The 25,823-nt window shown below is 65.7% G+C and carries 24 protein-coding genes; 6 read left to right on the top strand and 18 right to left on the bottom strand.

Features of this window, described 5'->3' with window-relative positions:
• Positions 1 to 203 precede the first annotated feature (203 nt).
• From QM672_RS28690 to QM672_RS28670, 5 genes are all read right to left on the bottom strand, one after another.
• Positions 204 to 1,004 (bottom strand): alpha/beta fold hydrolase, encoded by an 801-nt coding sequence (locus tag QM672_RS28690; protein WP_415086691.1) that lies wholly within the window; start codon positions 1,002 to 1,004, stop codon positions 204 to 206.
• Entirely contained in the window at positions 998 to 1,807 is an 810-nt protein-coding gene (locus QM672_RS28685; protein WP_415086689.1) for a M15 family metallopeptidase, read from the bottom strand. The genes QM672_RS28690 and QM672_RS28685 overlap by 7 nt, the downstream gene beginning before the upstream one ends.
• Before the next feature lie 136 nt (positions 1,808 to 1,943).
• Positions 1,944 to 2,561 carry an REP-associated tyrosine transposase gene (locus QM672_RS28680; protein WP_149253613.1) on the bottom strand — a complete coding sequence of 206 codons (618 nt, stop codon included), beginning with the start codon at positions 2,559 to 2,561 and terminating at the stop codon, positions 1,944 to 1,946.
• A 95-nt stretch (positions 2,562 to 2,656) separates the two neighbouring features.
• The gene (locus tag QM672_RS28675) at positions 2,657 to 3,988 is read right to left on the bottom strand and encodes an 8-oxoguanine deaminase (RefSeq protein WP_415086687.1); all 1,332 of its coding nucleotides are present in this window, start codon (positions 3,986 to 3,988) and stop codon (positions 2,657 to 2,659) included.
• A gap of 294 nt (positions 3,989 to 4,282) precedes the next feature.
• The gene (locus QM672_RS28670) at positions 4,283 to 5,506 is read right to left on the bottom strand and encodes an acyl-CoA dehydrogenase (RefSeq protein WP_311944291.1); all 1,224 of its coding nucleotides are present in this window, start codon (positions 5,504 to 5,506) and stop codon (positions 4,283 to 4,285) included.
• Between the two features lie 79 nt (positions 5,507 to 5,585).
• Between QM672_RS28670 and cobD the strand changes: the two genes are divergently transcribed.
• Positions 5,586 to 6,599: a threonine-phosphate decarboxylase CobD gene (gene cobD / locus QM672_RS28665; RefSeq protein WP_311944292.1), complete on the top strand. Its 1,014-nt coding sequence runs from the start codon at positions 5,586 to 5,588 to the stop codon at positions 6,597 to 6,599.
• 111 nt (positions 6,600 to 6,710) lie between these two features.
• Here cobD and QM672_RS28660 read toward each other — a convergent pair whose 3' ends face one another.
• On the bottom strand, positions 6,711 to 7,427 hold the full coding sequence (locus QM672_RS28660; RefSeq protein ID WP_415086685.1) for a glutathione S-transferase family protein: 717 nt from the start codon (positions 7,425 to 7,427) through the stop codon (positions 6,711 to 6,713).
• 101 nt (positions 7,428 to 7,528) lie between these two features.
• On the opposite strand from QM672_RS28660, the gene QM672_RS28655 reads away from it, so the two are divergent.
• The 3 genes from QM672_RS28655 to QM672_RS28645 all read left to right on the top strand — a co-directional run bounded on the left by QM672_RS28655 (position 7,529) and on the right by QM672_RS28645 (position 10,760).
• On the top strand, positions 7,529 to 8,428 hold the full coding sequence (locus tag QM672_RS28655) for a LysR substrate-binding domain-containing protein (protein WP_415086683.1): 900 nt from the start codon (positions 7,529 to 7,531) through the stop codon (positions 8,426 to 8,428).
• 77 nt (positions 8,429 to 8,505) lie between these two features.
• Complete coding sequence (locus QM672_RS28650) at positions 8,506 to 8,985, top strand: OsmC family protein (protein ID WP_415086681.1); 480 nt, start codon at positions 8,506 to 8,508, stop codon at positions 8,983 to 8,985.
• A gap of 386 nt (positions 8,986 to 9,371) precedes the next feature.
• A complete protein-coding gene (locus QM672_RS28645; RefSeq protein ID WP_394315242.1) occupies positions 9,372 to 10,760 on the top strand; it encodes an aspartate aminotransferase family protein in 1,389 nt (462 codons plus the stop codon).
• Positions 10,761 to 10,945: 185 nt separating this feature from the next.
• Here QM672_RS28645 and QM672_RS28640 read toward each other — a convergent pair whose 3' ends face one another.
• The 5 genes from QM672_RS28640 to QM672_RS28620 all read right to left on the bottom strand — a co-directional run bounded on the left by QM672_RS28640 (position 10,946) and on the right by QM672_RS28620 (position 15,990).
• Positions 10,946 to 11,842 carry a carbohydrate kinase family protein gene (locus QM672_RS28640; RefSeq protein WP_415086679.1) on the bottom strand — a complete coding sequence of 299 codons (897 nt, stop codon included), beginning with the start codon at positions 11,840 to 11,842 and terminating at the stop codon, positions 10,946 to 10,948.
• Entirely contained in the window at positions 11,839 to 12,855 is a 1,017-nt protein-coding gene (locus QM672_RS28635; RefSeq protein ID WP_415086677.1) for an SIS domain-containing protein, read from the bottom strand. The genes QM672_RS28640 and QM672_RS28635 overlap by 4 nt, the downstream gene beginning before the upstream one ends.
• Positions 12,856 to 12,859: 4 nt before the next feature.
• The gene (locus QM672_RS28630) at positions 12,860 to 13,711 is read right to left on the bottom strand and encodes a carbohydrate ABC transporter permease (RefSeq protein WP_415086731.1); all 852 of its coding nucleotides are present in this window, start codon (positions 13,709 to 13,711) and stop codon (positions 12,860 to 12,862) included.
• Positions 13,711 to 14,592: a carbohydrate ABC transporter permease gene (locus QM672_RS28625; protein ID WP_415086729.1), complete on the bottom strand. Its 882-nt coding sequence runs from the start codon at positions 14,590 to 14,592 to the stop codon at positions 13,711 to 13,713. Before QM672_RS28625 ends, QM672_RS28630 begins: the two co-directional genes overlap by 1 nt.
• A 192-nt stretch (positions 14,593 to 14,784) precedes the next feature.
• Positions 14,785 to 15,990, bottom strand: a complete 1,206-nt coding sequence (locus QM672_RS28620; RefSeq protein WP_415086727.1) for an extracellular solute-binding protein — start codon at positions 15,988 to 15,990, stop codon at positions 14,785 to 14,787.
• Between the two features lie 322 nt (positions 15,991 to 16,312).
• On the opposite strand from QM672_RS28620, the gene QM672_RS28615 reads away from it, so the two are divergent.
• On the top strand, positions 16,313 to 17,527 hold the full coding sequence (locus QM672_RS28615) for an ROK family transcriptional regulator (protein WP_415086675.1): 1,215 nt from the start codon (positions 16,313 to 16,315) through the stop codon (positions 17,525 to 17,527).
• A gap of 265 nt (positions 17,528 to 17,792) precedes the next feature.
• Here QM672_RS28615 and recF read toward each other — a convergent pair whose 3' ends face one another.
• From recF to trpS, 5 genes are all read right to left on the bottom strand, one after another.
• Positions 17,793 to 18,917 (bottom strand): DNA replication/repair protein RecF, encoded by a 1,125-nt coding sequence (gene recF, locus QM672_RS28610; RefSeq protein ID WP_367625610.1) that lies wholly within the window; start codon positions 18,915 to 18,917, stop codon positions 17,793 to 17,795.
• Between the two features lie 110 nt (positions 18,918 to 19,027).
• Positions 19,028 to 20,146 (bottom strand): DNA polymerase III subunit beta, encoded by a 1,119-nt coding sequence (gene dnaN, locus QM672_RS28605; RefSeq protein ID WP_311943906.1) that lies wholly within the window; start codon positions 20,144 to 20,146, stop codon positions 19,028 to 19,030.
• Positions 20,147 to 20,342: 196 nt separating this feature from the next.
• Entirely contained in the window at positions 20,343 to 20,540 is a 198-nt protein-coding gene (locus QM672_RS28600) for a hypothetical protein (RefSeq protein ID WP_367625609.1), read from the bottom strand.
• 76 nt (positions 20,541 to 20,616) lie between these two features.
• Positions 20,617 to 21,237, bottom strand: a complete 621-nt coding sequence (locus tag QM672_RS28595; RefSeq protein ID WP_311943902.1) for a glutathione S-transferase — start codon at positions 21,235 to 21,237, stop codon at positions 20,617 to 20,619.
• Between the two features lie 193 nt (positions 21,238 to 21,430).
• Complete coding sequence (trpS, locus tag QM672_RS28590; protein ID WP_311943901.1) at positions 21,431 to 22,471, bottom strand: tryptophan--tRNA ligase; 1,041 nt, start codon at positions 22,469 to 22,471, stop codon at positions 21,431 to 21,433.
• Between the two features lie 265 nt (positions 22,472 to 22,736).
• Between trpS and QM672_RS28585 the strand changes: the two genes are divergently transcribed.
• Positions 22,737 to 24,437 carry a DUF4166 domain-containing protein gene (locus QM672_RS28585; RefSeq protein WP_415086671.1) on the top strand — a complete coding sequence of 567 codons (1,701 nt, stop codon included), beginning with the start codon at positions 22,737 to 22,739 and terminating at the stop codon, positions 24,435 to 24,437.
• A gap of 232 nt (positions 24,438 to 24,669) precedes the next feature.
• Here the strand turns inward: QM672_RS28585 and QM672_RS28580 are convergent, their stop codons facing one another.
• Together QM672_RS28580 and QM672_RS28575 are read right to left on the bottom strand one after the other, a co-directional pair.
• Positions 24,670 to 24,912 carry a hypothetical protein gene (locus QM672_RS28580; RefSeq protein ID WP_415086669.1) on the bottom strand — a complete coding sequence of 81 codons (243 nt, stop codon included), beginning with the start codon at positions 24,910 to 24,912 and terminating at the stop codon, positions 24,670 to 24,672.
• A gap of 90 nt (positions 24,913 to 25,002) precedes the next feature.
• The gene (locus QM672_RS28575; RefSeq protein WP_415086667.1) at positions 25,003 to 25,728 is read right to left on the bottom strand and encodes a DUF1223 domain-containing protein; all 726 of its coding nucleotides are present in this window, start codon (positions 25,726 to 25,728) and stop codon (positions 25,003 to 25,005) included.
• Positions 25,729 to 25,823: the final 95 nt, after the last annotated feature.

The raw sequence follows: 25,823 nt of genomic DNA, 5'->3' as shown, positions 1-25,823 counted from the left end.
TCTCCACGCAGTGGGGAAGGTGGCATTTCGCAGAAATGACGGATGGGGTGTGGCCCGCCAGGAAGGTCTATCAGGATAGGGCGCCAAGGCGGGCCGCACCCCATCCGACCCGACTTCGTCGGGCCACCTTCCCCACTGCGTGGAGAAGGCTATTTGCGCGTTTCTTGTCTCGCGCCGAAAATAGGGCAGTCCGTCGACCATCTTCACCCCTGCCCTTCCAGCAGCTTGGCAACCGTATGGGCGATCTGGGGGCCGCCATCGGACAGAACGGTGTAATGGTCGAGGCCCGGCAGGATGCTGACGGTGGCGCCCGGGATGAGCCGGCCCATGCGTTCGCTCATCTCCGGCGGAGCCTGATCGTCAAGTGCGCCGCAGATGATGCGAACGGGAATGCGGATGGCCTTGATGGCTTCGCTCTGGTCCTCGCCGATCACCTTGACGAAAACAGGGCGCATGCCGCCGGCATTGCGATAATCGGCCGAGCCATACTTGGCCTTGCGGGCCGACACATCGACGCCGAGTCTTTCGAGGAGCTTGAGGGCCTTGAAGGTACGCACGCGCAAGAAGATCTTCAACCGGGCCATCAGGCTGCGGATGGGCTTGAGGCCATGCGAGCCCACCAGCACCATGCCGTCGAGGACATCGGGATGACGGGCCGCCAGCCGGAGGCCGACGCGCCCGCCGAAGGAGTGCCCCACCCAGATGCGTTTGCCGCGCGGCAGGGTTCCAAGCCATTCGGCGACGGCATCGGCGTAGTCAGCCGTATCCCAGATGCCGCCATGGCCTGTCTCAGGCGGCACCGGGCTCTGGCCGAAACCGGGAAAGTCGATCAGCGTGTGATGGGCAGCCCGTTCCAGGGAGACCGCCAGGGCCTGGAAGGCCCGATGATCCTGGCCCCAGCCATGGGCCCAGATGACATGCGGAGCCCCGGCTTCGAGCGGCTTGCCCAGCGAGACGATGGCATGGGGAGCGCCCTTGGCGGAGAAAGTCGATTGGATCAGCATAGTCCTTCCGGCAGGTCCGTGGTTCCATACCACGCAGCTTGGGGAACGCCGACCTGTCCTTCATCCTGCAGGGTCAGGATGTGGGCCTGCGTTCCGTAGTCGAAGTGCCAGAATTCGTACGCGTAGTTGGTAAAGCCCACGTTAACCATGGCGTTGACCAGAATGCGGCGATTGACCAGACGGGCATCGTCGGCGGCGATTTCGCCGTGCTTCAGCAGGCGCTCATAATGGTCGGTATAGGAGCGCTCATGACCTTCGTCGAAGGCCGCGCCATGATCGAGCACGGCGCCACTGGCCGCATCCACCAGCACGACGTCGACGGATCCGCCCGTCGAATGGATCGGCCAAGTGGTCTCGTCCTCGCGATTGAAGCGGCGCGGGTCGGAGACGAAGGTGCGGACGATCACCTCCTGCTCGGCCGCGGAAAGCTCGGGACGCTCGGCCGCCACCTGCTTTTCGAAGAAGGTCCACAGGCCGGCCTGGGTCTCGATCGGTCTGTAGGCGTCGAGCACCTTGAGCCGCAGCCCCAGGCCGGAGACGGCAGCATCGGCCTCGCGCACCAGGCGTGCCACACTGGCGCGGGCCGCCACCGTCTTCACCGCGCCGGCGATCGGCATGAAATAAGGCGCGTTGCCGCCATCGGTGCGGGCATACCAGGCTTCGGTGAGCAGCCCCTCCGCCGCCATGTCGACCAGCGGTTCGTTCCAGCGCGGATCGGCACGGTCGAAGGGGATCCACCGGTACTCGACGGGCGTGCCATTCGGGTCGGGACGGAGGCGCAGGGGAGCGTGGAGATCGGGCATGGCAATCCGGGTGCACGGGCATCTTGCCCGTCCCTTCCTATCCCACAGGCTCAATGGTTCAAGGAGAAAGTTGAACCCTTATGATTTCCCAGGTCGAGGATCGGCAGCCCCAAACCAGAGCGCGCAGGACACTCGTTCAGCACCGAGCGCGTTCAGAAAAAGAAGCGCTCGAATAGCGCCATTGCGCCGGCTCCGCGCAAAGTGCCGCCTTCACCGGATTCTGCTCGATATAGTGGCGGGAATCCTCGAAATGCTTCTCGTTGCGGATCCTACGATCGAAATATTCCTCAAACCACACCTTGCCCGTGCGTTCCAAGATCCTGTTGATCTGCTTGGCGGTGTAGGACTTCCAGCCGTGCACGATGGCCGAAAGCGCATGGCCGCTGAGCGGCGTGATCAGAGCATGGACATGGTTCGGCATCACGCACCAGGCATGCAACCTGTAACGATCGCCATCGTAATGAAGCAGGGCGGTCTCAATGATGGGGCCGATGGCGGCATGGCACAGAAAGGCTTCGCCGAAGCCGGCATCCAGAACGGTTTCCAGGCGCCTTCTGCGTTCGCCCGGCGGAATCGCTTCGGGCCGGGTTTGCAATTCCTCCGCCCATCGTTCGCGGATATGGTGAGGCATGGAATCCGCCAGACGGAAGAAGAGCGCCTGCGGAGTTTCACCAGCTTCCCAATGCGGGAGAAATCCGCGCGAATGCCACTCGCCTCGCGGTTTCAGAGGAGATCGGTTTTGCTCCGCCTCCATGCTTCACTCCGGGTCCATGGGCTTCGTGCCCATTCTTGCACCGTCAAGCTGGCAGGACAGGAAAGAACGGGCAAGATGCCCGTGCACCCGGAGACCTAAAGAAACTTCGCCGCCACCCTGCCATGGGCTTCGCGCAGCACACCGAGGTCGACGCCGACGGGCAGGCCGTCCTCGACCCGCCACTGGCCCGCCACCATCACGCGGTCGGCGCGGTGGGCACCGCAATGGACCAAAGCGGCGATGGGATGATGAGCGCCGGAGAAGCGCAATTCGTCGAGCGTGTAGAGCGCAAGATCCGCCTCCAGGCCAGCCCTGACAGCGCCGATGTCGTCACGGCCCAGGCACCGGGCCGAGCCTTCGCTGGCCCAGCGCAGGCAATCGCGCCAGGATACCGCCTCCGCGCCATGCGAAAGGCGGTTGATCATCAGAGCGTGGCGCACGCCTTCCATCAGATTGGAGGAATCGTTGGAGGCCGAGCCGTCGACGCCGAGGCCGACGGGCGCCCCGGCCTTTTCGAGCAGGCCGGTATGGCAGAAGCCGGAGGCGAGCACCGCGTTGGAGGTCGGGCAATGGCAGACGCCGACGCCGTGGCGACCGAGTGTGGTGCAGTCGTCGGCGCTGAAATGAATGCCGTGGGCGAGCCAGGTGCGCGGGCTCATCCAGCCCACTTCGTCCAGCAGTTCGATCGGTCGGCACTTGTAGGTGGCGAGGCAGAAATCGTCCTCGTCATGGGTTTCGGCCAGATGGGTGTGCAGGCGGCAGTCGAAACGCTCGGCCAGTTCGGCCGTCTTGCGCATCAGGCTCTTGGTCACCGAGAAGGGCGAGCAGGGCGAGAAGGCGATGCGCGTCATCGCGCCCGGCCTGGTGTCGTGATAGGCGCCCGCCACCCGTTCGCAATCGGCCAGGATGGTGTCCTCGTCCTGCACCACCGAATCGGGTGGCAGGCCGCCATCCTTCTGCGACAGGTTCATCGAGCCGCGCGACACCGTCATGCGGATGCCGAGCTTGCGGGCTTCCTCGACCTCGATGTCGACGGCGTTTTCCAGCCCTTTCGGAAAGACATAGTGATGGTCGGCCGCCGTGGTGCAGCCGGACATCAGGAGCTCGACCAGCGCGAGGCGCACCGACAGGCGGAAGCTGTCGGGATCGAGGCGCGACCAGATCGGATAGAGCGTCTTCAGCCAGGGAAACAACGGCTGGTCGCAGGCGTCTGGATGGGCCCGGGTGAGCGTCTGGTAGAAATGGTGGTGGGTGTTGACCAGGCCGGGCAGCACGACATGACGCGAGGCATCGAAGACCTTGTCGACGGGCGCACCGGGTTCGCGCCCGGCCGGCACCAGCTCGACGATCTGGCTGCCTTCGACGACAATGCCGCGCTCGGCGCTCTCGGCGAGAATGGCGAGCGGGTCCTTGAGCCACAGGCGCATGATTTTTCCTCGGATGCTGATCTTGGTTGCGCGCATAAGAACGCGCCCGGCAGCCGAGGCCAAGCTGTATTAAATTGGAAGATGTATCGCAGGAAACCGGGATGCGACCTTTCGATCACCACCACAGGGGTGGCAGATCAACAGGCGAACTAGCTCGACCTTTGTCATTGCCGGGCTCGACCCGGCAATCCAGCACACGCCGTTGCGCTGGATGCCCGGGTCAAGCCCGGGCATGACAAGGATTGCGTTCTTTTCTGTATAAATCAGACATTTAAGAACGCTAAACGGCACACCTCAGAAGAAGGCCTGGATACCGGTCTGGGCGCGGCCGAGGATGAGGGCGTGCACGTCATGCGTGCCCTCATAGGTGTTCACCGTCTCCAGGTTCTGCGCCACGCGCAGCACGTGGAACTCGTCGGCGATACCGTTGCCGCCATGCATGTCGCGGGCGACGCGGGCAATGTCGAGTGCCTTGCCGCAATTGTTGCGCTTCATCAGGCTGATCGCCGGCGGCGCCGCGGTATGGGCATCGAGCAGGCGCCCGAGCTGCAGCGCGCCGAGCAAGCCGAGAGCGATCTCGGTCTGCATGTCGGCGAGCTTCTTCTGCACGAGCTGCGTCGCTGCCAGGGGCCGGCCGAACTGCTTGCGGTCCAGCGTGTACTGGCGAGCACGGTGCCAGCAGAACTCGGCGGCGCCCATGGCGCCCCAGGCAATGCCGTAGCGCGCCTTGTTGAGGCAGCCGAACGGGCCGGACAGGCCCTTGGCATTGGGCAGCAGGTTTTCTTCCGGCACCACGGCGCCGTCGAGCACGATTTCGCCGGTGATCGAAGCGCGCAGCGAAAGCTTGCCCTCGATCTTGGGCGTGGAGAAACCCTTGGTACCCCGCTCGACGATGAAACCGCGGATCACGTCGTCCAGCTTGGCCCAGACCACGGCGATGTCGGCGATCGGCGAATTGGTGATCCACATCTTGGTGCCGTTGAGCTCGAAGCCGCCGGCCACTTTCACCGCGCGGGTCTTCATCGAGCCCGGATCGGAGCCGGCATCCGGCTCGGTGAGGCCGAAACAGCCGACGAGTTCGCCGCTGGCAAGCTTGGGCAGGTACTTCTTGCGCTGCTCCTCGCTGCCATAGGCATGGATCGGGTGCATCACCAGCGAGGACTGCACCGACATGGCCGAGCGATAGCCCGAATCAACCCGCTCCACTTCGCGGGCAACCAGGCCATAGGCGACATGGCCGAGGCCGGCGCCGCCATAGGCTTCCGGAATCGTGGCGCCGAGCAGGCCGAGCTCGCCCATCTCCGACATGATGGCGCGATCGAAATCCTCGTCACGATAGGCCTTGAGCACGCGCGGCATCAGCCTGTCCTGCGCGTAGTCGCGGGCGGTGTCGCGGACCAGCCGCTCTTCTTCCGTCAACAGTGATTCGAGATCGAGCGGATCCGACCAGTCGAAGGCTTCGCCAGCCTTTTTGATCGCTTCGCCGGCGTCATGAAGCTTGATCGCAGCGTCCACCATGGCCATACCCTCCAATGAATAAATTTGGCGCGACATTGGTCGCGCCGGTTTCAGGCGTCAAGACAAGAGTGGCAGGCGAATGAGCGCAGTGGAGCATGGCGGCAATCTCGGCGAGGCACGTCGCCTCTTCCCGCAGGCCTCCGGGCCCTGGATCGATCTTTCCACCGGCATCAATCCCTGGCCCTATCCCATTCCGGCGATTCCGGCTGAATCCTGGGCTGCGCTGCCCTCCCCCGACGAGGCCCGCGAACTGGAGGCCGTCGCAGCGCAGTGCTATGGCGTGCCCTTCGATGCCTGCGTCGTTGCGACGCCGGGCACGCAGGCCGCCATCCAGTGGCTGCCGCATCTGTTCGCGGCCGGCACAGTGAGCGTGCTGAGCCCGACCTATGCCGAACATGCCCGCAGCTGGGCGCTGGGCGGCCATCACGTGCGGGAAGCGCGCCGTTTCGAGGAACTGGCCGGCTCCGAGATCGCCGTCCTGGTCAATCCGAACAATCCCGACGGCAATTTTTTCGGCCGCGAGGAATTGCTGGCGCTCGCCGCCGAGAAATATGCCCGGGGCGGCGCCCTCATCGTCGACGAGGCCTTCGCGGATGTGATGCCGCAGGTGAGCCTGGCCCCCATGGCCGGCACGCAGGGCCTGGTCATGCTGCGCTCCTTCGGCAAATTCTTCGGCCTGGCCGGCATCCGGCTCGGCTTCGTACTGGCCGAGCCTTCGCTGACCGGCAAGCTGCGCCAGGCGATGGGAGCCTGGGCGGTTTCGGGCGAGGCCATCGCCATTGGCCGTGCCGCACTCGCCGACATCCTCTGGCAGAACGGCACACGCACCTCCCTGCGCACGGCGCGCCAGAATCTCGATGAGGACCTGACCAAGGCCGGCGCCGTTGTCGGCGGCACCGATCTCTATCGCCTGCTGCAGACCGCCCATGCCCCGGCCCTGTTCCGCCAGCTCGGCCAGGCCGGCATCTGGGTGCGCCGTTTCTCCGCCAATCCGCGCTGGCTGCGCTTCGGCCTGCCGCCCCATGCGGACGCCGAAGCGCGCCTGCGCGCCGTGCTCGCCCGCTACCACAAGAACGGCACCCGCGCGATGTGAGGTGTTCCCTGGGACCGCCGGCTTCCAGCCGGCTCTTCCTTCCGGTCGGCGCGATGCTTCCAGGAGCCGACTGGTCTAAGAGCCGGCTGGAAGCCGGCGGTCCCAGGAAGATTATGCCGCCAGTGGCGCTGCTACTCCGCACAACACCTCGTCCAGCGGCAACAGGCCGCGCAGGGCACTGCTGCCGGTGGCGGGGACGCCGTCCTCGATCGCATGGGCGAAGCGCACCGCCGGATCGGCCTCGAGCCTTGCCTTGAGCGCCTGGATCTTCGGGAAAGGCGTGAGATCGAGCGCCTGGTGGAACTCGGCCCAGCGCGCCACACCGATGAAGACCGCATCGGCCAGGGTCGGCCTGTCGCCGACGAGGTAGGGCGAGGAACCGATCATCGCCTCGAGCTGGCGATGGCGGCGGGCGACGAGGTCTCGGCCGAAGGTCTGCAGCGCTTGCCTGTAGGCTTCGCTCCCGCCCTGCATTTCCAGCGCCACCCAGAGCGGCGTGAAGGCGCCCGTGAAGCCTGTGTTCAGGAAGCCGATGAACTGGTGCATGCGATGCGCCTCGGCACTGCCGGGCTCGAAGCTGATGCGGCGTTCGTCGTCGCGCAGTTCGAGCCAGCGGGCGATCGCCATGGTCTCGGTCAGCACGCTGCCGTCCTCGCGGATCAGCACCGGCGTTTCCTGGCGGCCGTTCACCCGGCTATAGGCCTCGGTCAGCATGGCGTCGGGCATGTGCACCCGGGTGGCACGATAGGGCTTGCCGAGCCATTCGAAGGCGGCGACGAGGCCGAGGGAGCTGCCCGCGGGATAGCCGGCGAAGATGATCGGTTCCATAGTCATATCTCCTGTTTGGTGATGATGACTATATGCATGCATGGACTTTGATACTCTAGACTGCCAATTATGGATCTAAAGTCCATGCCGGGAGACTTTCTTTGTCCAACCTCAACGATTTCATCCTGTTCGCCCAGGCCGTCGAGCAGGGCGGCTTTGCCGCCGCCGCGCGGCACCTGGGCCTGCCGAAGTCCACGGTGAGCAAGCGGGTGGCCGAATTGGAGGCGCGGCTCGATGCCAGGCTGCTCCATCGCACCTCGCGCAACTTCGTGCTGACCGATGCCGGCCGGGAGGTATTCGAGCATGCGCGGGCAGCGATGATCGAGGTCGAGGCGGCGGAAAGCGCCGTGCTGGCCCGGCGGGCGGAACCGAGCGGCATCGTCCGCATCACCGCCTCGGTACCCACCGCACAATTCCACCTCGCCGGCCAGCTGCCCAGGCTTGCCGCGGCGCTACCCAAGCTGCAGATCCAACTCCACGTCACCGACCGTTTCGTCGACCTCATCCAGGAAGGCTTCGACATCGCGCTCCGGAGCCATTTCGGGCCGCTCGCCGATTCCGATCTGATGGCCCGCCCCATTCATCGCGAGACGATCGGCCTGGTCGCCGCGCCCGGCTATCTCGCCGCCGCGGGAATGCCGGCCGCGCCGGAAGACCTTGCCGGCCATGACGGCCTCCTCGCCCAGCCGAGGGCGCCGGTGTGGACGCTTTCAGCGGGCGGTCAGATGGCCGAAGTCACGCCCCATGCCCGCTTTTTCGCCGACGAATCAATCGCCTTGCTCGAAGCGGCCAAGGCCGGCCTCGGCATCACGGCCCTGCCCCGCTCGATCAGCGCGGCAGCCGTCGCCGGCGGCCTGGTCGTGCCCGTACTGCCGCAATGGCAGGCGGGCGAGGTGACCACCACGGTGCTGACGACCCACCGGCGCGGGCAATTGCCCGCGGTGCGCGCCGTGGTCGACTTCCTGGCCGGTTCGCTGCGGCCGGCCGGTGCAAGCGATTGACATTCCGCTCCCCGTCCTTGCGACACAGCCCGTCAACAAGGCATCCTCCCGCCACGCAACGACACGAGGAGGAAGGCATGGCTGGGCGCGAACATCGCTACAAGGTCACAATCGTGTGGACCGGCAATGAGGGCGAGGGGACCGCGACCTATCGCGGCTACAGCCGTGCCCACCAGATCCTGGCCGAGGGCAAACCGACGATCGAAGGCTCGTCAGACCCGAGCTTTCGCGGCGATGCCACCCGCTGGAACCCCGAGGACCTGCTGGTCGCCTCGCTCTCGGCCTGCCACAAGCTTTGGTATCTCGGCCTGTGCTCGCAGATGGGCGTCAACGTGCTCTCCTATGAGGATGAGGCCGAGGGCGTGATGGTCGAAGTGGCTGGCGGTGCCGGCCAGTTCGAGAAGGTCACCCTGCGCCCACACATCGTGGTCGCCGCCGGCTCAGACCTGCAGAAGGCGCATGATTTGCACAAGAAGGCCCATGAGATGTGCTTCATCGCCCGCTCGGTGAATTTTCCAGTCGAGCACGATGCGGAGATCGTCCTGGCAGGGGCGTAGAGGCTTTTCGATCGGTTATTTGGGGACGCGTTGGTGGGACGATAGAGCGGACGAAACGTCCATAGATACTAGGTCAAGGCGACTGGCGCGACACCGGCCATCCCTTCGCCCCGTTCTTACGGGGAGAAGGTACGGATGAGGGGCAGCGCGGAACCCACAAAACCAACCAGTGCGTAGCCCCTCACCCTTACCCTCTCCCCGTAAACGGGGCGAGGGGGCTCAAACGCTGAGCCTCATCTCCAGGTCGATCACCTCGCCCCAGTCCTTATCCTAGCGCCTATGGACGTCCCGTCCGCCTCCGCAATCCCTATAACAACGCTTCCCCCTTGACTTCCGCAATTTGTGATCACAAAATTGGGATCACATTTTTCGGGAAAGCACGCATCATGACCTTGCACCAGACCAACCTCACCACAGCGGAACTGCGTGCGATCGATGCCGCACATCATTTGCATCCCTTCACCGACACCAAGGGCCTGAACGCCGAGGGCGCGCGCGTCATCGTCAAGGCCAAGGGCGTGCATCTGTGGGATTCCGAAGGCAACCAGATCATCGACGGGATGTCGGGTCTGTGGAACGTCAATATCGGCTATGGCCGCGAGGAAATCGTCGAGGTGGTGGCGCAGCAGATGCGCGAACTGCCCTTCTACAATACCTTCTTCAAGACCACCCATCTGCCGGCCATCGAGCTGTCGCGCCTGCTGGCGGAGGTGACTCCGCCGCAGTTCAGCCGGGTGTTCTTCACCGGCTCGGGCTCGGAATCCAACGACACCATCATCCGCATGGTACGCCATTACTGGGCGGCCCAGGACAAGCCGGGCAAATCGACCATCATCGCCCGCAAGAACGGCTATCACGGCTCGACCATCGGCGGCGCCTCGCTCGGCGGCATGACGCCGATGCACGCCCAGGGCGGCCTGCCGATCCCCGGCATCGTCCATATCGCCCAGCCCTATTGGTATGCCGAGGGCGGCGACCGCAGCCCGGAGGAATTCGGCCTGTGGGCGGCGCGTGAACTCGAGCGCACCATCGACGAGCTCGGCGCCGACAATATCGCCGCCTTCATCGCCGAACCGATCCAGGGCGCCGGCGCCGTGGTGATCCCGCCCGCCACCTACTGGCCGGAAATCCAGCGCATCTGCCGCGAGCGCGACATCCTGCTGGTCTCGGACGAGGTGATCTGCGGCTTCGGGCGCACCGGCGAATGGTTCGGCTGCGAGTATTTCGGCGTCCAGCCCGACATCATGGCCATGGCCAAGGGCATCTCCTCCGGCTATCTGCCGATCGGCGGCGTGATGGTGACGGAAAAGGTGGCCGAAGTGATCGCCAATGCCGGCGACTTCAACCACGGCTACACCTATTCGGGCCATCCGGCCTGCGCGGCGGCGGCGATCGCCAACATCAAGATCCTGCGCGAAGAGAAGATCGTCGAGCGCGTGAAGGACGACATCGGCCCCTATATGCAGAAGCAGTGGCTGGCGCTGGGCGACCATCCCATGGTGGGCGAAGCCCGCATGGTCGGCCTGATCGGCGCCCTCGAACTGACCCCGAACAAGAAGACCCGCGCCTCCTGGCCGGTGGAGACGGGCACGGTCGGCCTGATCGCCCGCGACTTCTCCTTCCAGCACGGCCTCGTCATGCGCGCCACCCGCGACACGCTGATCATCGCCCCGCCGCTGGTGATCAGCCATGAGGAAGTCGACGCCCTGATCGCCGCCGCCAAGAAGACGCTCGACGACAGCTGGGCCGAGGTGAAGCGCCGGGGGTATGTCTGAGGGCGCGCGATAACACCCCTCATCCGGCTGCCGCCACCTTCTCCCGCAAGGGGAGAAGGGGACTTATTGGACTTGGGATACGGTACTCGGCACCGGGCAGTTAAGCTCGATCTAACCCACTAAAACCCCTTCTCCCCTTGCGGGAGAAGGTCCCGGCAGGGGGATGAGGGGTGGCAACACTGTCCTCACCGATAACGCCGCGGCCGCGTCGAGACCGCCAGAGAGGCGACCGCAACGCCATTCGCCACTGCCTTTTCCAGATCCTCGCTCTCGACCAGGCTGGCGAAATAGCCGGCCGAGAAGGTGTCGCCGGCCCCGATGGTGTCGACGACGTCGACCTTCGGCGCCGCGACGGCGACATGCTCGTCCCCACGCCAGGCCAGGGCGCCCCGGGGCCCGCATTTGATCACCAGGCTGGCGCCGGCCGGCAGCAGCGGGAGGATCTTCCCGGCGGCTGATTCAACCGTATCGGCGCCCGTGAGCCCCTTGGCCTCGATGTCGTTGATCAGGACATGCTCGCAATGGCCGATCCAGGCGTTCACCCGCGCGCGCACCCCATCCGTCCAGCCGCCATCTGGCCAGCCCGTATCGAGGGCCACCCGATAGTTCCGGCGGCGCAGGATGGCGATCAGCTCGTCATAATCGGCGAGCAAGGCCGGTATCACGAAAGGACCGGCCAGCAGGGCCACGCAGCCCTCTCCCGCCACGTCGAGTTGGGCGAGCACATCCTTGAGCCCAAAGGCATGCAGGTGCCCCGTGGTGGTGAAGAAGGTGCGGTCCCCGTCGGGATGGCCGATGCCGACCGAAACCGTGGTCGCCCCCTCGGCCACCGTCCAGCCCTGCGCCCTCACCCCGAAAGGCTCGGCGAGCCAGCGACCGAGCATGTCGTTGCCGCGGCTGGTGATCAGCCGATAGTCGATGCCGAGGGCATCGAGCGCCAGCGCCGTGTTGCCGGCGGCGCCACCGACCCGAAATTCGCTTTCGGGCACGATCACTTCCGTGCCCGGTTGCGGCCAGGGCGCCTGCGGGCCCATTACGAGATCGACATTGACGTTGCCGATCAAAAACAGCGGTTCCCTCATAATTCCGTCGTCACCTTGGTCGAGCGCAGGGGCTCGCCGACATGCTCGACCCGGCCGGCCGCGAAGGTCACCAGAAAGGCCTGCAGCGCCGGCAGCACGGCGAAAATGGCCGCCATGCCCCCCTCGCGCGGCAGGCGGACGGTGACGGCATCGGCGATGTCGGCCTCGCCGGAGAGATCGAACACCACCACCGGCGATCCGGCCGCGCGGCAGGCCGCGGCCAGCCCCGGCGCCAGGCCAGCCGAAGGGCCGGCGGCACGCAGGAGCACGATGCCGCTCGTCGGCGACAGCATCTCCATCGGGCCGTGCCGCAACTGGCCGCCCTCCAGCGCCAGGGCCGGCAGGCGGGCGAGTTCCATCACGCAGAGCGCCCCGGATTCGGCCACGCCCTGCAGCTCGGCCCGGCCGCTGAGGATCAGGGAGGTACAGGCGGCGAGAGCTGATAGCGCGCGCCCGATGTCGGGCCGGACGGGGGCATCGAGCGTTGCGAGCGCCCGTTCCGGCGGCAGGCCCAGCGCCGCAAGCACCGCCAGATGCAGCGCATGGCTGACGAGGAGACTGCGCGTGGCGGCGAAGGCCTTTTCCGAGCCGCCGACACCGACGAGGGCGGGCACGCAGCGACCGAGCGCGCTATCGGCGTCGAGGGTGAGGCCGAAGCGCTCCTGCCGGCCGGCGGGCCGCTCGAGAAAGGCGACGATCTCGCCCGAATTGCCGGATTGGGACACCAGCAGCACGGTGCGCTCGCGGTCGGGCTGCGGCGTGATCAGGAGTTCGGAGACCACCTCGGTCTCGACCTCGATGCCGAGCCGGCGATAGAGCACAGCCGCAGCGCGGTTGACCCAGTGCGAACCACCCATGGCGGCGAGCGTCAGCCGCCCGGTGCGGCGGATGCTGTCCGCCAGCCGCGCCGCCATCGGCCCGGCGCCGTGGAAGGAGGCCAGCGCATCGGCGTGTTGGCGGGCCATTTCGGCCTCGATCATCGCCAGGCCCGTGCCCGGCACGATTGTGCTCATGATATCAACCCTTGACGCTGCCGGCGGTGAGCCCGGCAACCAGTGATTTTTGCAGGATGAAGGCGATCAGGACCGGCGGCAGCGCCGTCAGCAGGCCCGCGGCCGAGACCAGGCCGAAATCCGTGGCGCGGCCGGCGGCGAAATCGGCGATGGTGACGGTGAGGGTCTTGGCGTTCTGGTTGGAGGTGAAGAGCAAGGCGTAGAAGAACTCGTCCCAGGCCAGCAGGATGGCGAACAGGGCCGCGGTGGCGACGCCGGCCCGGGCATAGGGCAGCGTCACCCACCACAGGGTCTGCAGCGTCGAGGCGCCGTCGATCGCCGCCGCGCTTTCGAGTTCGCCGGGCACCGCGTCGAAAGAGGATTTGATGAACCAGGCGGTGAAGGGCGTCAGGATGGAGCAATAGACGATGATCAGGCCCAGGACATTGTTGAGCAGCCCGAGCATCGAGAGCAGGAAATAGAGCGGCAGGATCAGCGCCACGGCGGGTGTCATATAGGTGGCGAGGATGGAGTAGAGCACCACCGAGACGCCGCGATTGCGGTAGCGCGAAAAGGCCCAGCCCGCCGGCACCGCCACCAGCAGCGATAAAGCCGTCGCGCCCAGCGAGCTCAACAGGCTGTTGCGCAGCGCCATCAGGAAGGCCTCGCCCGGGCTGTTGGCCTCGAAGGTGAGCAGGCGGGCATAGCGGCTGAAGTCGACCTGGTGCGGGATGAGCGACAGGGGCTTGGTGGTGAGGTCGGATGGCAGCGAGATGCTCATCACGCCGAGCCAGGCCACCGGCGCCAGCGTCACCACCAGGAACAGGGCGACGCCGCAATACAGGAAGAAGGTTGCTACAGCGCTACGTTGCATGATCAAGCCTCCTGCCTGCGCATCAGCCGGACATAGAAGCCGACGAAGACCATGCAGATCAGCACCACGATGAGGGCGTAGGAGGCGCCTGATCCCACCCGCATGAAGCGGAAGGATTCCTCATAGACGAAGAAGCTCATGGTCTTGGTCGAGCTCGCCGGCCCGCCCCGGGTCATCACATAGAAAATGTCGAAGACTTTCAGCGCCTCGATCGAGCGCAGCACCAGCGCCACCAGCAAGGGCGGCGCGATCACCGGCCAGGTGACGGCCTTGAAGCGCTGCCAGGCATTGGCGCCGTCGAGCGTGGCGGCGCCGTAGAGTTCCAGCGGCGCCGACTGCAGCGCGGCCAGCACGATCAGCGCCACCAGCGGATAGTTCTTCCAGACATCGGCGACGATCACCGCATTCATGGCGCTGCCTTCGCTGCCGAGCCAGCTGCGATAGCTTTCCATCAGCCCGCTCTGGGTCAACACCGCATTGAGCACGCCGAAATCGGGCTGGTAGATCAGACGCCACATCAAGGCGTTGACGATGGTGGGCACGGCCCAGGGCAGCACCAACAGGGCCCGGCAGAAGGTACGGCCACGGAACTTCTCGTTGAGCAGCAGGGCGACCGCGATGCCAAGCAGCGCTTCGGCACTGATCGAAACGACGGTGAAATAGATCGTCCGCCCTGCCGCGGCGAGGAATTCGGAATCGCTGAAGGCAAAGGCGAAGTTTTCCAGCCCGATGAAATGCGCCGCTCCCGGTCCCGCCATCAGGCGGGTATCGGTGAAGGCCAGCCACAGGGTCATCAGGATGGGATAGCCGACTGCCGCAAACACGATGATCAGCATCGGGCCGAGCAGAAGCCATGGTGAGGGCATGCCGACGCGGCCGCTCATCATCAGGCAGATTCCTTCCAGCAAGACGGGAGGGCGTGCCTGCCCCCTTCAGTCGGTATTTGGCTTTTGGACGCCGAAAATAGCGCAACCTTTGTCATTGCCGGGCTTGACCCGGCAATCCAGCCTGCCTTTCCAAGCGAAGTCTGGATGCCCGGGTCAAGCCCGGGCATGACAAAGGTCGCTGTCTCTCCCTCACCGGATGCGCGCGGCATCCTTGACCGCGGCCGCCAGCGCGTCGGCGGGCGAAGCCTTGCCGGCGAGCGCGTTCTGGATCTGCGCCTGCAGGATGGTCGAGAGTTCCTGGTAGGAGGCGACCGTCGGGCGCGGCGTCATCAGGCCGATGGAGACGTCGGCGGCCTTGACCAGGCTCTCCTGGCCCTTGGTGACGGCCGGATCGGTGTAGGATGCCTTCCAGATCGGCAGGCTGAGCTTGGCATACTGGTCCTGCACCGGCTTGGAGGTGAGATAGGCGATATATTTCCAGGCCAGGTCCGGCTTGGTCGAGCCGGCCGTGATGCCGAGCGCCATCGAGCCGTTCACGCCCGAAGCCGTGCTCTTGCCTTCGACGCCGGGAGCCGGCACCACGCCGACCTTGCCGACCACCTTGCTTTCGGCCGGATCATTGGCCTTGGCATACATATAGGTCCAGTTGAGCGCGAAGGCCGCATCCCCCGCCGAGAACACTTTCCGCACGTCCTCTTCCAGATATTCCTTGGAATTGGGGTTGGAGAGGCCGTTCTTGAGGCTGTCGGCCATATAGGTGACGGCATCGAGCGAACCGCCCTTGTCGAAGACCGGCTTGTCCCCGTCGAAGAACTTGCCGCCATAGGCCGCGGTCAGGGTCACGTAATCGCAGATCACCGCCTCGGCCTGCGACCAGCTCCAGACGATGGGATATTGCACCAGGCCCTTGTCCTTGATGATCTTGGCGTCCTTGGCCAGTTCATCCCAGGTCTTGGGCGGCTCCTTGATGCCGGCCTTTTCGAGGATCTCGGTGTTGTAGAATAGATATTTGGTGTCGAGGATCCACGGCATGCCATAGGTCTTGCCGTCATAGTTCACCGTGGCCCAGGCCCCATCGAACACCTTGGAGCGATCGAGATCCTTCAACCGGTCGGTGACATCGACCAGGACACCGTTCTGCGCGAAAGCGGCCGGCCAGATCACGTCGTAGAGCACCACGTCATAGCCGGCACCGCCGGCGGCCTTGGAAGCCACGATCTTGTCGTAGAGGGCTTCATAGGGCACGAATTCGGCATTGACGGTAACGCCGGGATTTTCCTTCTCGAAGGCCGCCGTCATCGCCTTGACGTCGGCGTCGCTATAGGCGGCCTGCGCCATGAACAGGGCATTGAGAGTCTCGGCCGCTGCCGGCGACAATCCCGCCAGGGCCGTCATCGCCAGCCCGGCCAGCACCGATTTGTGAATTCCAGACATTGCAATCATCTCCCGCTTGCAATTCGATCGGCAGCCCGTAGCCGCCCTGCATGGTTCAGGGGCGCGGAGAGTTCTCGATGGCTCCCGATCCTTTTCTGCGACCCGGAAAAATTATTAACTCAATTTGTTTGAATGTAAACATGCTGCCATAGTCGCGAGTGAAATCGGAAAGCGTTTTGCGATTTGACGGATCCGCTGGAATCGCAAAGGCGCGTCGAACCAAAGAGTTAGAGCAAAAATGCGTTCCCATCCGAACGCGTCTTGATCTAGGGAGTGGGCGGACATGGCGAGACGCGAGGCGGACAGGACACCCCAACCGAGCCGGAGCGTTGCGGGGACCAATCTCGAATTCACCCGCTCCCACAACCGGCGTGTCGTGCTCGACACCATACGCCGGCTCGGGCCGGTCTCGCGGGCCGAGATCGCCCGCGAAACCGCCCTGACCAACCAGACGATCTCCAACATCGTCGAGGAGTTGGAGCAGGCCGGCTTTGTCCTGGCTGGCGAACCCAAGCGCGAGGGGCGGGGCCAGCCCTCAATTCCCTATGCCATCAATCCCGAGGGGGCCTGGTCGCTCGGCTTCCATGTCGACCACAGCGCCATCATCGCGGCCCTGGTCGACCTCACCGGCAAGCCGGTTGCGATCCGGGAGACCCCCGCCCAGCGCCCCTCCCCCCGCAGCGCGGCGCCCGCCTTGCGGCGGCTCGCCGACGAACTGATCGAGGAAGCCGGCGTTCCCGCCTCGCGCCTGCTCGGCGCCGGGGTCGCCCTACCGGTGCGCTTCGGGGTCGGCGCCATCACCACCGCCGGTCCGACAACCCTGCCCGGATGGGACGATCCCGATGCCAGGCAGCATATCGCCGAAGCCCTCGAACAGCCCGTGCAGATCGAAAACGATGCCATGGCGGCGGCGATCGGCGAACGCCTGCATGGCGTCGCCCGCGCGATCGACAGCTTCGTCTTCCTGTTCCTGGACGAGGGGCTCGGCGCCGGCGTCTTCCTCGGCGGGCAGCCCTGGCGCGGGGCCTCGCTCAATGCCGGCGAGATCGGCCACATGATCGTGGCGCCGAACGGCAAGCCCTGCCCCTGCGGCAATCGCGGCTGCCTGGAACGTTATCTCTCTTTGAGCGCGGCTCAGGAATTCCTCGCCGATCAGCCCGGCGCCCCTGCTCTTTCCGAACTGGACGGCGCGCTATCCGCCCCCGTCGAGCGCTGGGTGACGGAGGCCGCACCCTATCTTGCCGGCGCCGTCAACATCCTGGAATCGACCCTGGACCCGGAGACCATCCTGCTCGGCGGGCTGGCGCCGGCCGGCGTGCTGGCCAGCCTGATCGAAAAGGCCATGCCGCTGCCGATGTCGGTGGGCTCGCGCAGCGGCCGCAGCCTGCCCCGCCTGATGGCCGGCTCGGTGGGGCATCATACCGTGGTGCTCGGCGCCGCCTCGCTGCCGATCTTCGACGAAATCAATCCCCGCTTCGACGTGCTGCTGAAGCATTGAGCTTCGAGATCGCGAAAGAACGGACTCTTCCGAGGACGGCGCTGCCCCTCACCTTACCTCTCCCCGTAAGAACGGGGCGAGGAGACTTTGACCTCAAGTTTTATGTCGGAAATCTTTCATCTCGCTCAACGGTAGGGCGAGATGAAAGCTCCGACGACCAATCGCAACGATTGCGCCCCCTCGCCCCGTTCTTACGGGGAGAGGATGGAGGTGAGGGGCTACTCCACCAGCCGGATTTCCCCTCTGATCCCCCTCGCCCGAAACCTCAGCCCTCGACCCGGCCCGGCGTGACGCGATAGACCGCGGCCCTGCCGGCGATCGCCTCGAAGGCGGAGGGATCGGCGCCGGTCAGCCAGACCTGGGCGCCGAAACTTTCGAGCCGGTCATAGAGGGCCGCCCGCCGCATCGGGTCGAGATGGGCGGCGACCTCGTCGAGCAGGACGATCGGCGTCATGCCGGCGAGACGGGCGACCAGCCTGGCATGCGCCAGCACCAGGCCGAGCAGCAGGGCCTTCTGCTCGCCGGTGGAGGCGCGCTCGGCCGCGATGCCCTTGGGGCCGTGCACGACGAGAAGATCGGTCAGATGCGGCCCGTCGAGCGTGCGGCCGGCCGCCCTGTCCCGGGCGCGGCCTTCACGCAGGGTCTGGCGATAGCGCTCCTCCACGGCCAGCGCCGGCTCGTCCAGCACGGCATTCTCGATGGCGCCGTCGAGGGCGATGCGCGCATGGGGGAAGGGAGAGGCGGGATCGATCTCCTCCTCGATCAGGCCGGCGAGACGACGCACCGTATCGGCGCGCGACGCTGCCACCGCGATGGCGAGATCGGCGACCTCATGCTCGGCAGCATCGAGCCAGCGCTGGTCGGCGCGCGGATCCTCCAGCAGCCGGTTGCGCGAGCGTAGCGCGCGTTCGAGCGCATTGACCCGGGTGCCATGGCCGGCATCGACGGCCAGCACCAGCCGGTCGAGAAAGCGGCGCCGCTCGCCGGCCGAGCCGGAGAACAGCCCGTCCATCGAGGGCGTCAGCCAGACGAGGCGCAGATGGTCGGCAAAGCTCGTGGCCGAGGAAACCGGCTGGCGGTCGACACGATATTTGCGCGGCCCGCTGTCGGGGCCTTCCAGCCCGGTGCCGAGATGCGCGAGGCCAAGCGCACCCTCGACTTCGGCGGCGACGGCGAAGCTGCCGGGCCCGTCCTCGCTGGCCATGTCCTCGAGATCCGCCCGGCGCAAGCCCTTGCCCTGGGTGAACAGCGAGATGGCCTCGAGCACATTGGTCTTGCCGGCGCCGTTCTGCCCGGTCAGCACCACCATGCCGGCATCCACGGCGAGATCGAGCCGCGGATAGGACCGGAACGAGGTGAGGATCAGGCGGGTGATGCGGGGCGAGATCATTTTTGGAGCGCGGACATCACAGCGACATGCAGACATGTCGCGATGTCCGCTCTTCCTCTCAATCTAACGCATCGTTTCCAGGATGCGGACAAGATGTCCGCGCTCCGAGCTTACACCCGCATCGGCATCAGGACGTAGAGCGCGGCCGCACCTTCGCGGTCCTGCACCAGGGTCGGCGAGCCCGGATCGGCGAATTTCAACAAGGCGGTATCGCCGTCGAGCTGCGCGGCGATGTCGAGGAGATAGCGCGAGTTGAAGCCGATATCGAGCGGCGTGGAATCATAATCGACCTCGATCTCCTCGGTCGCCGTGCCGGAATCGGGATTGGTGACGGTGAGGACGAGGCGCCTGTCGGCCAGCGACAGCTTCACGGCGCGGCCGCGCTCGGAGGAGATGGTCGAGACGCGGTCGACGGCGGCGGTGAAGTCGGCGCGCTCGACGATCAGCGCCTTGTCGTTGCCGGTCGGAATGACGCGGGCGTAATCGGGGAAGGTGCCGTCGATCAGCTTGGAGGTCAGCACCACCGGGCCGATGGTGAAGCGGACCTTGGCCTGGGACAGCTCGACCGAGACGATGGCCTCGGCATCCTCCATCAGCTTCTGGATCTCGCCCACCGCCTTGCGCGGCAGGATCACGCCCGGCATGCCGTTGGAACCCTCGGGCGCCGGCAGTTCGACGCGGGCGAGGCGATGGCCGTCGGTCGCCACGGCGCGGATGCGGGTCTCGCCCTCGACATCCAGCGTGTGCAGATAGATGCCGTTGAGATAATAGCGCGTCTCCTCGGTGGAGATCGCGAACTGGGTCTTCTCGATCAGCTTGCGCAGATCGGCGGCCTTGAGCTGGAAATTATGCGGAAACTCGCCCGCCGCCAGGTCCGGAAAATCGGAAGGCGGCAGCGTCTGCAAGGTGAAGCGCGAGCGGCCGGAACGCACGATCAGCTGGGTCGCCTCGCCGCCGCCTTCCAGCGAGACCTGAGCCCCGTCGGGCAGCTTGCGGACGATGTCGTAGAGGGTATGTGCCGGCACCGTGGTGGCGCCGTCCATGGTGACGTCGGCAGGAGAGGACTCCACCACCTCCAGATCGAGGTCGGTCGCTTTCAGGAGCAGGCTGGCGCCCTGAGCCTCGATCAGCACGTTGGACAGGATCGGAATGGTGTTGCGCCGCTCGACGACGCGGTGGACGTGGCCCAGCGATTTGAGAAGGGCAGTCCGTTCGAGCGTAACCTTCATGGAGTGCGTCCTGGCATAGCGACCCGCAAGCGGACCGAGCTGCCGCAAACGGTGGAAAAAGGGCGAAGACCATGCAATTTGCTCGGGCGAAAGGCAAGCCATCCCGCAGCTTTTTCAGGGTTTTCCCGAACATGTCGGATGTGTGCCTGTCACGATGCGTCGCGCAGGCAAGCCGCCTTCAAGGCGGAGCCGTTCCTTACAATGTCGGCACGGGCTCCATCAGCACCACGACGCGTTGCAGGATGGCGAGCACCGCGATGAGGATGATCAGAATACGCAGGATCTGCTTGAAGCGTCCGTCCATGGGCAGGCGGTCGATCACATACATCAACAGCCAGCAGACGAGACCGATGACGACGATACCGATCAGCAGCGAGATCACACCAGACAGCATGCACACATTCCCCGAGCGACCATGACAACCATGGTCGGCTCGGTAACGCGGATGTCGGCCCGGAGGTTCCCGCTCGTCAGGTCAGCGGGATCATCACAGCCTTGCGATAGGCCGGGCGCTCGGTCAGGCGCTCGTACCAGGCGGCCAGATGGGGCAGGTCCGGCCGCTCGATCGGCATATTGAACCAGCCATAGGCGAGGCAGCCGAGCGGTATGTCGCCGATGCCGAATTTGTCGCCCGACAGATAGGGCTGGCCGGCCAGCGCCTTGTCGGCGATGGCCAGCAGCCTGCTGCAGCTGTCGAGGCCCCGGGAGAGCTCGGTCTCCACCCGGTCCTGGGCGGTACGACGCACGACGTTCCAGAACACATCACGGAAGGGACCGGCGATGGTGGAGGTCGTCCAGTCCATCCAGCGTTCGGCCGAAGCCTTGGCCTGGCGCGTTGCCGGCACCAGCCGGCGCTCGGCATCGCCTTCGGCCAGATACCGCACGATGGCATTGGATTCCCACAGCACGAAGCCGTCATCCTCGATGCAAGGCACCAACCCGTTGGGATTGAGAGCGCGGTAGGCAGGGTCGTTGACCACCCCGAAAGCACCGCCCGCATCGATGCGCTCATAAGTGAGCCCGAGTTCCTCGACGCACCACAGCACCTTCTTCACATTGGAGGAATTGGTGCGGCCCCAGATCTTCAGCATGTCGGTTCCTTCCCACAGCACATTGAGGTTCACCCCGCCCGACCTTTGTCATTGCCGGGCTGACCCGGCAATCCAGCTCTTCCCGCCCTACATCAAAGACGGGCCCCCTGGATGCCCGGGTCAAGCCCCGGGCATGACAAAGCAAGCGCCTGAGTTATTTCCGAACGAGGCTCGGTTCTTTCCTGACGCCGCCTCACTTCGCCCGGATGAAGCCGACGATGTCCTTCACCGAGGCCATGATCGGGGCGGCGATCGCCCGGGCCCGGTCCGAGCCCTCGGCCAGCACCGCGTCGATATGGCCGGGATCGGCCATCAGGCGCTTCATCTCGGCGGTGATCGGCGAGATCTTGGCGACGGTGAGATCGGCGAGCGCCGTCTTGAAGGTGGAGAACTGGCCGCCGCCGAACTCGGCGAGAACCTCCGCCACCGTCCGCCCCGACAGGGCCGCGAAGATCGAGACCAGGTTGTCGGCCTCGGGGCGTCCCTTCAGCCCCTCCTCCTCACCAGGCAGCGGCTCGGGATCGGTGCGGGCCTTGCGGATCTTGGCGGCGATCGTATCGGCATCGTCGGTCATGTTGATGCGCGACAGGTCGGAGGGATCCGATTTCGACATCTTCTTGGAACCGTCGCGCAGGCTCATCACGCGGGTGGCCGCGCCCTGGATCAGGGGTTCGGGCAGCGGGAAGAAGCCGCCATTGAAACCGTTGGCAGCAATGGAATCGCCGAAATCATTGTTGAACTTCGCCGCGATGTCGCGGGCGAGTTCCAGATGCTGCTTCTGGTCCTCGCCGACGGGCACATGGGTGGCACGATAGACCAGGATGTCGGCTGCCATCAGCGTGGGATAGGCGAACAGGCCCACCGAGGCCGCCTCCTTGTCCTTGCCGGCCTTCTCCTTGAACTGGGTCATGCGGTTGAGCCAGCCCATGCGCGCCACGCAGTTGAACACCCAGGCGAGCTCGGCATGCTCGGCCACCTGGCTCTGGTTGAAGACGATATGGGCCTTCGGGTCGATGCCCGCGGCCAGGAAGGCGGCGGTGACCTCGCGGATGGCACTCGCCAGGCTCTTGGGATCCTGCCACAGCGTGATGGCGTGCTGATCCACCACGCAATAGATGCATTGATGGCTCTTCTGCATCTCGACGAAGCGCTGGATCGCGCCGAGATAATTGCCCAGATGCAGGTTGCCGGTCGGCTGAACGCCCGAAAAGACGCGCTCCACGAACTTCGTCATGGCGAGAGGATTCCATATTGTCCGAGCAGCTTGCTCTTGATCGAACCACGGGCGCGATCAAGAACAAGCTGAAAGATATCGAAAATGTGCACGATTTTCCGGCAAAGCCCGCCCGCGGGTCTGGCCGGAAAATCGTGCTCAGGCTAGCGCTTATGGCGGGCGACGGCGCAAGACGCAAGTGCGGCCATCCGCTCCGGCACCGGTGCGAGGCTCCATCTTGCCGGTTCCGGTCGCTCCCTGTACGCATGCGGGGCTGGAGTAGCCCGTGACCGCATCCCCATCCCCCCTGCGCGTGCTGATCGTCGGCGGCTACGGCATCTTTGGCGGGCGGCTGGCGGAATTGCTGGCAGACGAACCCCGCCTCACCCTCATCATCGCGGGCCGCTCTCTCGCCAAGGCGGAATTCTTCTGCGCCAGCCGTCCGGTGCGGGCCCGCCTGTTTCCGGCTGAATTCGATCGCGACCGGCCGCTCGAGCCGCAATTGCAGGCCCTGAAGCCCGACATCGTCGTCGATGCCAGCGGCCCCTTCCAGGGCTACGGCAAACAGCCCTATCGCCTGGTCGAGGCCACGATCGCCCATGGGGCCGACTATTTCGATTTCTCGGACGGGGCCGCCTTCGTGCGCGGCATCGCCAGCCTCGATGCGGCGGCCCGGCAGCGCGGCGTCGCCATCCTGTCGGGCGTAAGCAGCTTTCCTGTCCTGACCGCAGCAATCGTCAGGCATCTCGCCGGTGCCTTCTCGCGCATCGACATCATCCGCGCCGGTATCGCCCCCTCGCCGCATGCGGTCGTCGGCGAGAACGTGCTCAAGGCCATCGCGGGCTATGCCGGCCAGGCCGTGCCGGCCCGGCGGCAGGGCCAGACCCTGCTGGTGCATCCCCTCACCGAAACCCGCCGCTTCACCATCGCCCCGCCTGGAAAGTTGCCGCTGCCGAACACGCTGTTCTCCCTGGTGGAGGTACCCGACCTCCTGCTGCTCTCCGACCTGTGGCCAAGCGTGCGCTCGGTCTGGGTCGGCGCCGGGCCGCGCCCGGAGATCCTGCATCGCTGCCTGATCGGGCTGAGCCTGCTGGTGCGCTGGAAAATGCTGCCCTCCCTCGCGCCCCTCGCCGGCCTGTTTCACAGGGTGAACCGCATCCTGCGCTGGGGCGCCCGTCGCGGTGGCATGATCGTCGAGGTCGAGGGCGCAGGGCATCGCGGGGAAAGGCTGGTCCGCAGCTGGCATCTGAACGCCGAGGGCGACGATGGACCCTATATTCCGGCGATGGCGATCGAAGCCCTGATCCGCCAGCGCCTCGAAGGCATCAGGCCGGAACCGGGCGCCCGTCCCGCAACGGGAGCGCTCGCCTTGGCCGACTATGATCGCGTCTTTGACGGCCGGCCCTTCGCCCATGGCACGCGTGAGGTCACGGCCGAGGCGAGCCTGCCGCTTTACCCGGGCATTCTGGGCTCGGCCTATGCGAGCCTGCCACCGGCCATCCAGGCCTTGCATCGGCACGAAACCAGCCATGCCGTCGCTGGCCGCGCCAGCGTCGAGCGCGGCAAGGGGTTGTTGTCGCGGCTGGTGGGCGCTCTCGTCGGCTTCCCCCAGGCCGGTGCGGATATTCCGGTGCGCGTATCGTTCGAAATCCAGAACAAGCGGGAAGTGTGGACGCGGAACTTTGCCGGGCGCCGCTTCCGTTCGGTCCAGACCGCCGGCCGCGGCCGCAATGCCGGCCTGGTCGACGAGCGCTTCGGACCTTTCAGCTTCGGGCTGGCCCTCCTCGCCGAAGACGGCAGGCTCACGCTCGTCGTACGCAACTGGCGCTTCCTCGGCCTGAGACTGCCGCGTTTCCTCGCCCCCTCCGGCGACAGTTTCGAGAGCGCCGAGGACGGACGATTCAACTTCCATGTCGAGATCGCCCATCCCCTGTTCGGCCTGATCGTGCGCTACAAGGGCTGGCTGGTGGCGGAGCCCCGGAGCTGAGGGGAGGCAAAGCGCGGTTTCCGATCGGACAATCGATCGATGGTCATACTTACACGGCAGCTTCTTCACCCTCCCCTGGAGGGGGAGGGTCGGCCTGAAAGGCCGGGGTGGGGAGAAACTACGCAGTGCCTGACGATAAAGACGCTAGATTCTTTGCACAGACGCTACCCCACCCCGAAGCTTCGCTTCGACCCTCCCCCTCCAGGGGAGGGTGAAGAAGGTGGCGCCGAGATCACATCGCCTTCATGGCCTTGTGGTGCTTCTTCATCATCTTCTTCTTGGCCATTTTCTTCATCGGCTTCTTCATGGTGTCGCCCTTCATGGCATCACCCTGCATCGCATTCGGTTTCATCGTTTGCGATTGCATCGTGTTCGTCTGCGGCATCGCGTCCTGGGCCTGCGCCAAGGGGGCGGCGGCGAAAGCAAGCCCCAGGCCCAGCAAGCCCGCGGAGGCGAGTTTGGCAATACGATCCATGATCCGTTCCTTTCTGTGATTGCGCCTCGGCGCAGGGGAAGCCGGACGAGCCGTCCGGCGGGTCGAAGAGCTGTGACGGTTCGAGGTTCCTCAGTCGGTTGCGGCAGCCTGGATGGCGCCGCCATCCGGCGCCTGCAGCAGGATCGCCGTGTGCTGGCCGGCGGGCGCCCGTGCGATCGGCAGATCGAGTGCCTCGCCCTTCCAAAGTCCGAGCCGGACCAGATCGTGCACGACATTCTTGTGAGCCAGGGTGCGGCCGGCATTCTCGCCGGCGCGTACCGGCACCTCGACCTGCCTCGGGTCATAGCGCACCAGCCAGATGTCGAGGCTGGCCGGAGGCGAGGCCTGGCTGCCGATGACGACATGGCCGCCCGAGACGGCCAGGCTCGGACCTGCTCGCAACACAGCCGCGCCCGCGATCGCCGCATCCAGCTCGACAAGCTCGTTGCCGACCAGGGACGCCCGGCCATTCACCACCATCTGCGGCGTGAAGGGGCCGCTCTGTCCGAGAGGCTTCTCATAGGCGATCTGGCGCTGCGTGTAGTCAGGGCGCGCGAAGACGTCCTTCCAGCCCAGCCGGTCCCAATAGGTGACACCGAAGCTCAGGGCCAGCACGCCGGGGCGCCGGCTGATCGCGGCCAGATTGGCATTGGCCGGCGGACAGGACGAGCAGCCCTGGCTGGTGAAGAGCTCCACCACGGTGAGCCGCCCCGCCTCGGCCGGCGCAACACTGCCGAGCGGCAGCAGGACCAACCCCAATCCCAGCGGAGCCAGCCGCCACAAGCCGGTGCGCGGCCTCCTGGTCGATCTCCTCATCAATGGCCTCATCAGTATTCGACCCGAGCGAGGGCCGCTTCCTAGGAGTTGTGGACTCTTGGGATTCCCAAGAGTGGGGGGTATGTGATTCAAAG

The sequence above is a fragment of the Labrys sp. (in: a-proteobacteria) genome, from assembly GCF_047605565.1.
Lineage (GTDB): Bacteria > Pseudomonadota > Alphaproteobacteria > Rhizobiales > Labraceae > Labrys > Labrys neptuniae.
Note: the sequence above shows the minus strand (reverse complement) of the source record. Positions and strands in the feature narration are given on the sequence as shown.

Bases quoted from the DNA above. Each gene is read 5' to 3' on its own strand.
- QM672_RS28690 (WP_415086691.1), bottom strand. From the start codon at position 1,004: ATGCTGATCCAATCGACTTTCTCCGCCAAGGGCGCTCCCCATGCCATC.
- QM672_RS28685 (WP_415086689.1), bottom strand. From the start codon at position 1,807: ATGCCCGATCTCCACGCTCCCCTGCGCCTCCGTCCCGACCCGAATGGC.
- QM672_RS28680 (WP_149253613.1), bottom strand. From the start codon at position 2,561: ATGGAGGCGGAGCAAAACCGATCTCCTCTGAAACCGCGAGGCGAGTGG.
- QM672_RS28675 (WP_415086687.1), bottom strand. From the start codon at position 3,988: ATGCGCCTGTGGCTCAAGGACCCGCTCGCCATTCTCGCCGAGAGCGCC.
- QM672_RS28670 (WP_311944291.1), bottom strand. From the start codon at position 5,506: ATGGTGGACGCTGCGATCAAGCTTCATGACGCCGGCGAAGCGATCAAA.
- cobD (WP_311944292.1), top strand. From the start codon at position 5,586: ATGAGCGCAGTGGAGCATGGCGGCAATCTCGGCGAGGCACGTCGCCTC.
- QM672_RS28660 (WP_415086685.1), bottom strand. From the start codon at position 7,427: ATGGAACCGATCATCTTCGCCGGCTATCCCGCGGGCAGCTCCCTCGGC.
- QM672_RS28650 (WP_415086681.1), top strand. From the start codon at position 8,506: ATGGCTGGGCGCGAACATCGCTACAAGGTCACAATCGTGTGGACCGGC.
- QM672_RS28645 (WP_394315242.1), top strand. From the start codon at position 9,372: ATGACCTTGCACCAGACCAACCTCACCACAGCGGAACTGCGTGCGATC.
- QM672_RS28640 (WP_415086679.1), bottom strand. From the start codon at position 11,842: ATGAGGGAACCGCTGTTTTTGATCGGCAACGTCAATGTCGATCTCGTA.
- QM672_RS28635 (WP_415086677.1), bottom strand. From the start codon at position 12,855: ATGAGCACAATCGTGCCGGGCACGGGCCTGGCGATGATCGAGGCCGAA.
- QM672_RS28625 (WP_415086729.1), bottom strand. From the start codon at position 14,592: ATGAGCGGCCGCGTCGGCATGCCCTCACCATGGCTTCTGCTCGGCCCG.
- QM672_RS28620 (WP_415086727.1), bottom strand. From the start codon at position 15,990: ATGACGGCCCTGGCGGGATTGTCGCCGGCAGCGGCCGAGACTCTCAAT.
- QM672_RS28615 (WP_415086675.1), top strand. From the start codon at position 16,313: ATGGCGAGACGCGAGGCGGACAGGACACCCCAACCGAGCCGGAGCGTT.
- recF (WP_367625610.1), bottom strand. From the start codon at position 18,917: ATGATCTCGCCCCGCATCACCCGCCTGATCCTCACCTCGTTCCGGTCC.
- dnaN (WP_311943906.1), bottom strand. From the start codon at position 20,146: ATGAAGGTTACGCTCGAACGGACTGCCCTTCTCAAATCGCTGGGCCAC.
- QM672_RS28600 (WP_367625609.1), bottom strand. From the start codon at position 20,540: ATGCTGTCTGGTGTGATCTCGCTGCTGATCGGTATCGTCGTCATCGGT.
- QM672_RS28595 (WP_311943902.1), bottom strand. From the start codon at position 21,237: ATGCTGAAGATCTGGGGCCGCACCAATTCCTCCAATGTGAAGAAGGTG.
- trpS (WP_311943901.1), bottom strand. From the start codon at position 22,471: ATGACGAAGTTCGTGGAGCGCGTCTTTTCGGGCGTTCAGCCGACCGGC.
- QM672_RS28580 (WP_415086669.1), bottom strand. From the start codon at position 24,912: ATGGATCGTATTGCCAAACTCGCCTCCGCGGGCTTGCTGGGCCTGGGG.
- QM672_RS28575 (WP_415086667.1), bottom strand. From the start codon at position 25,728: ATGAGGAGATCGACCAGGAGGCCGCGCACCGGCTTGTGGCGGCTGGCT.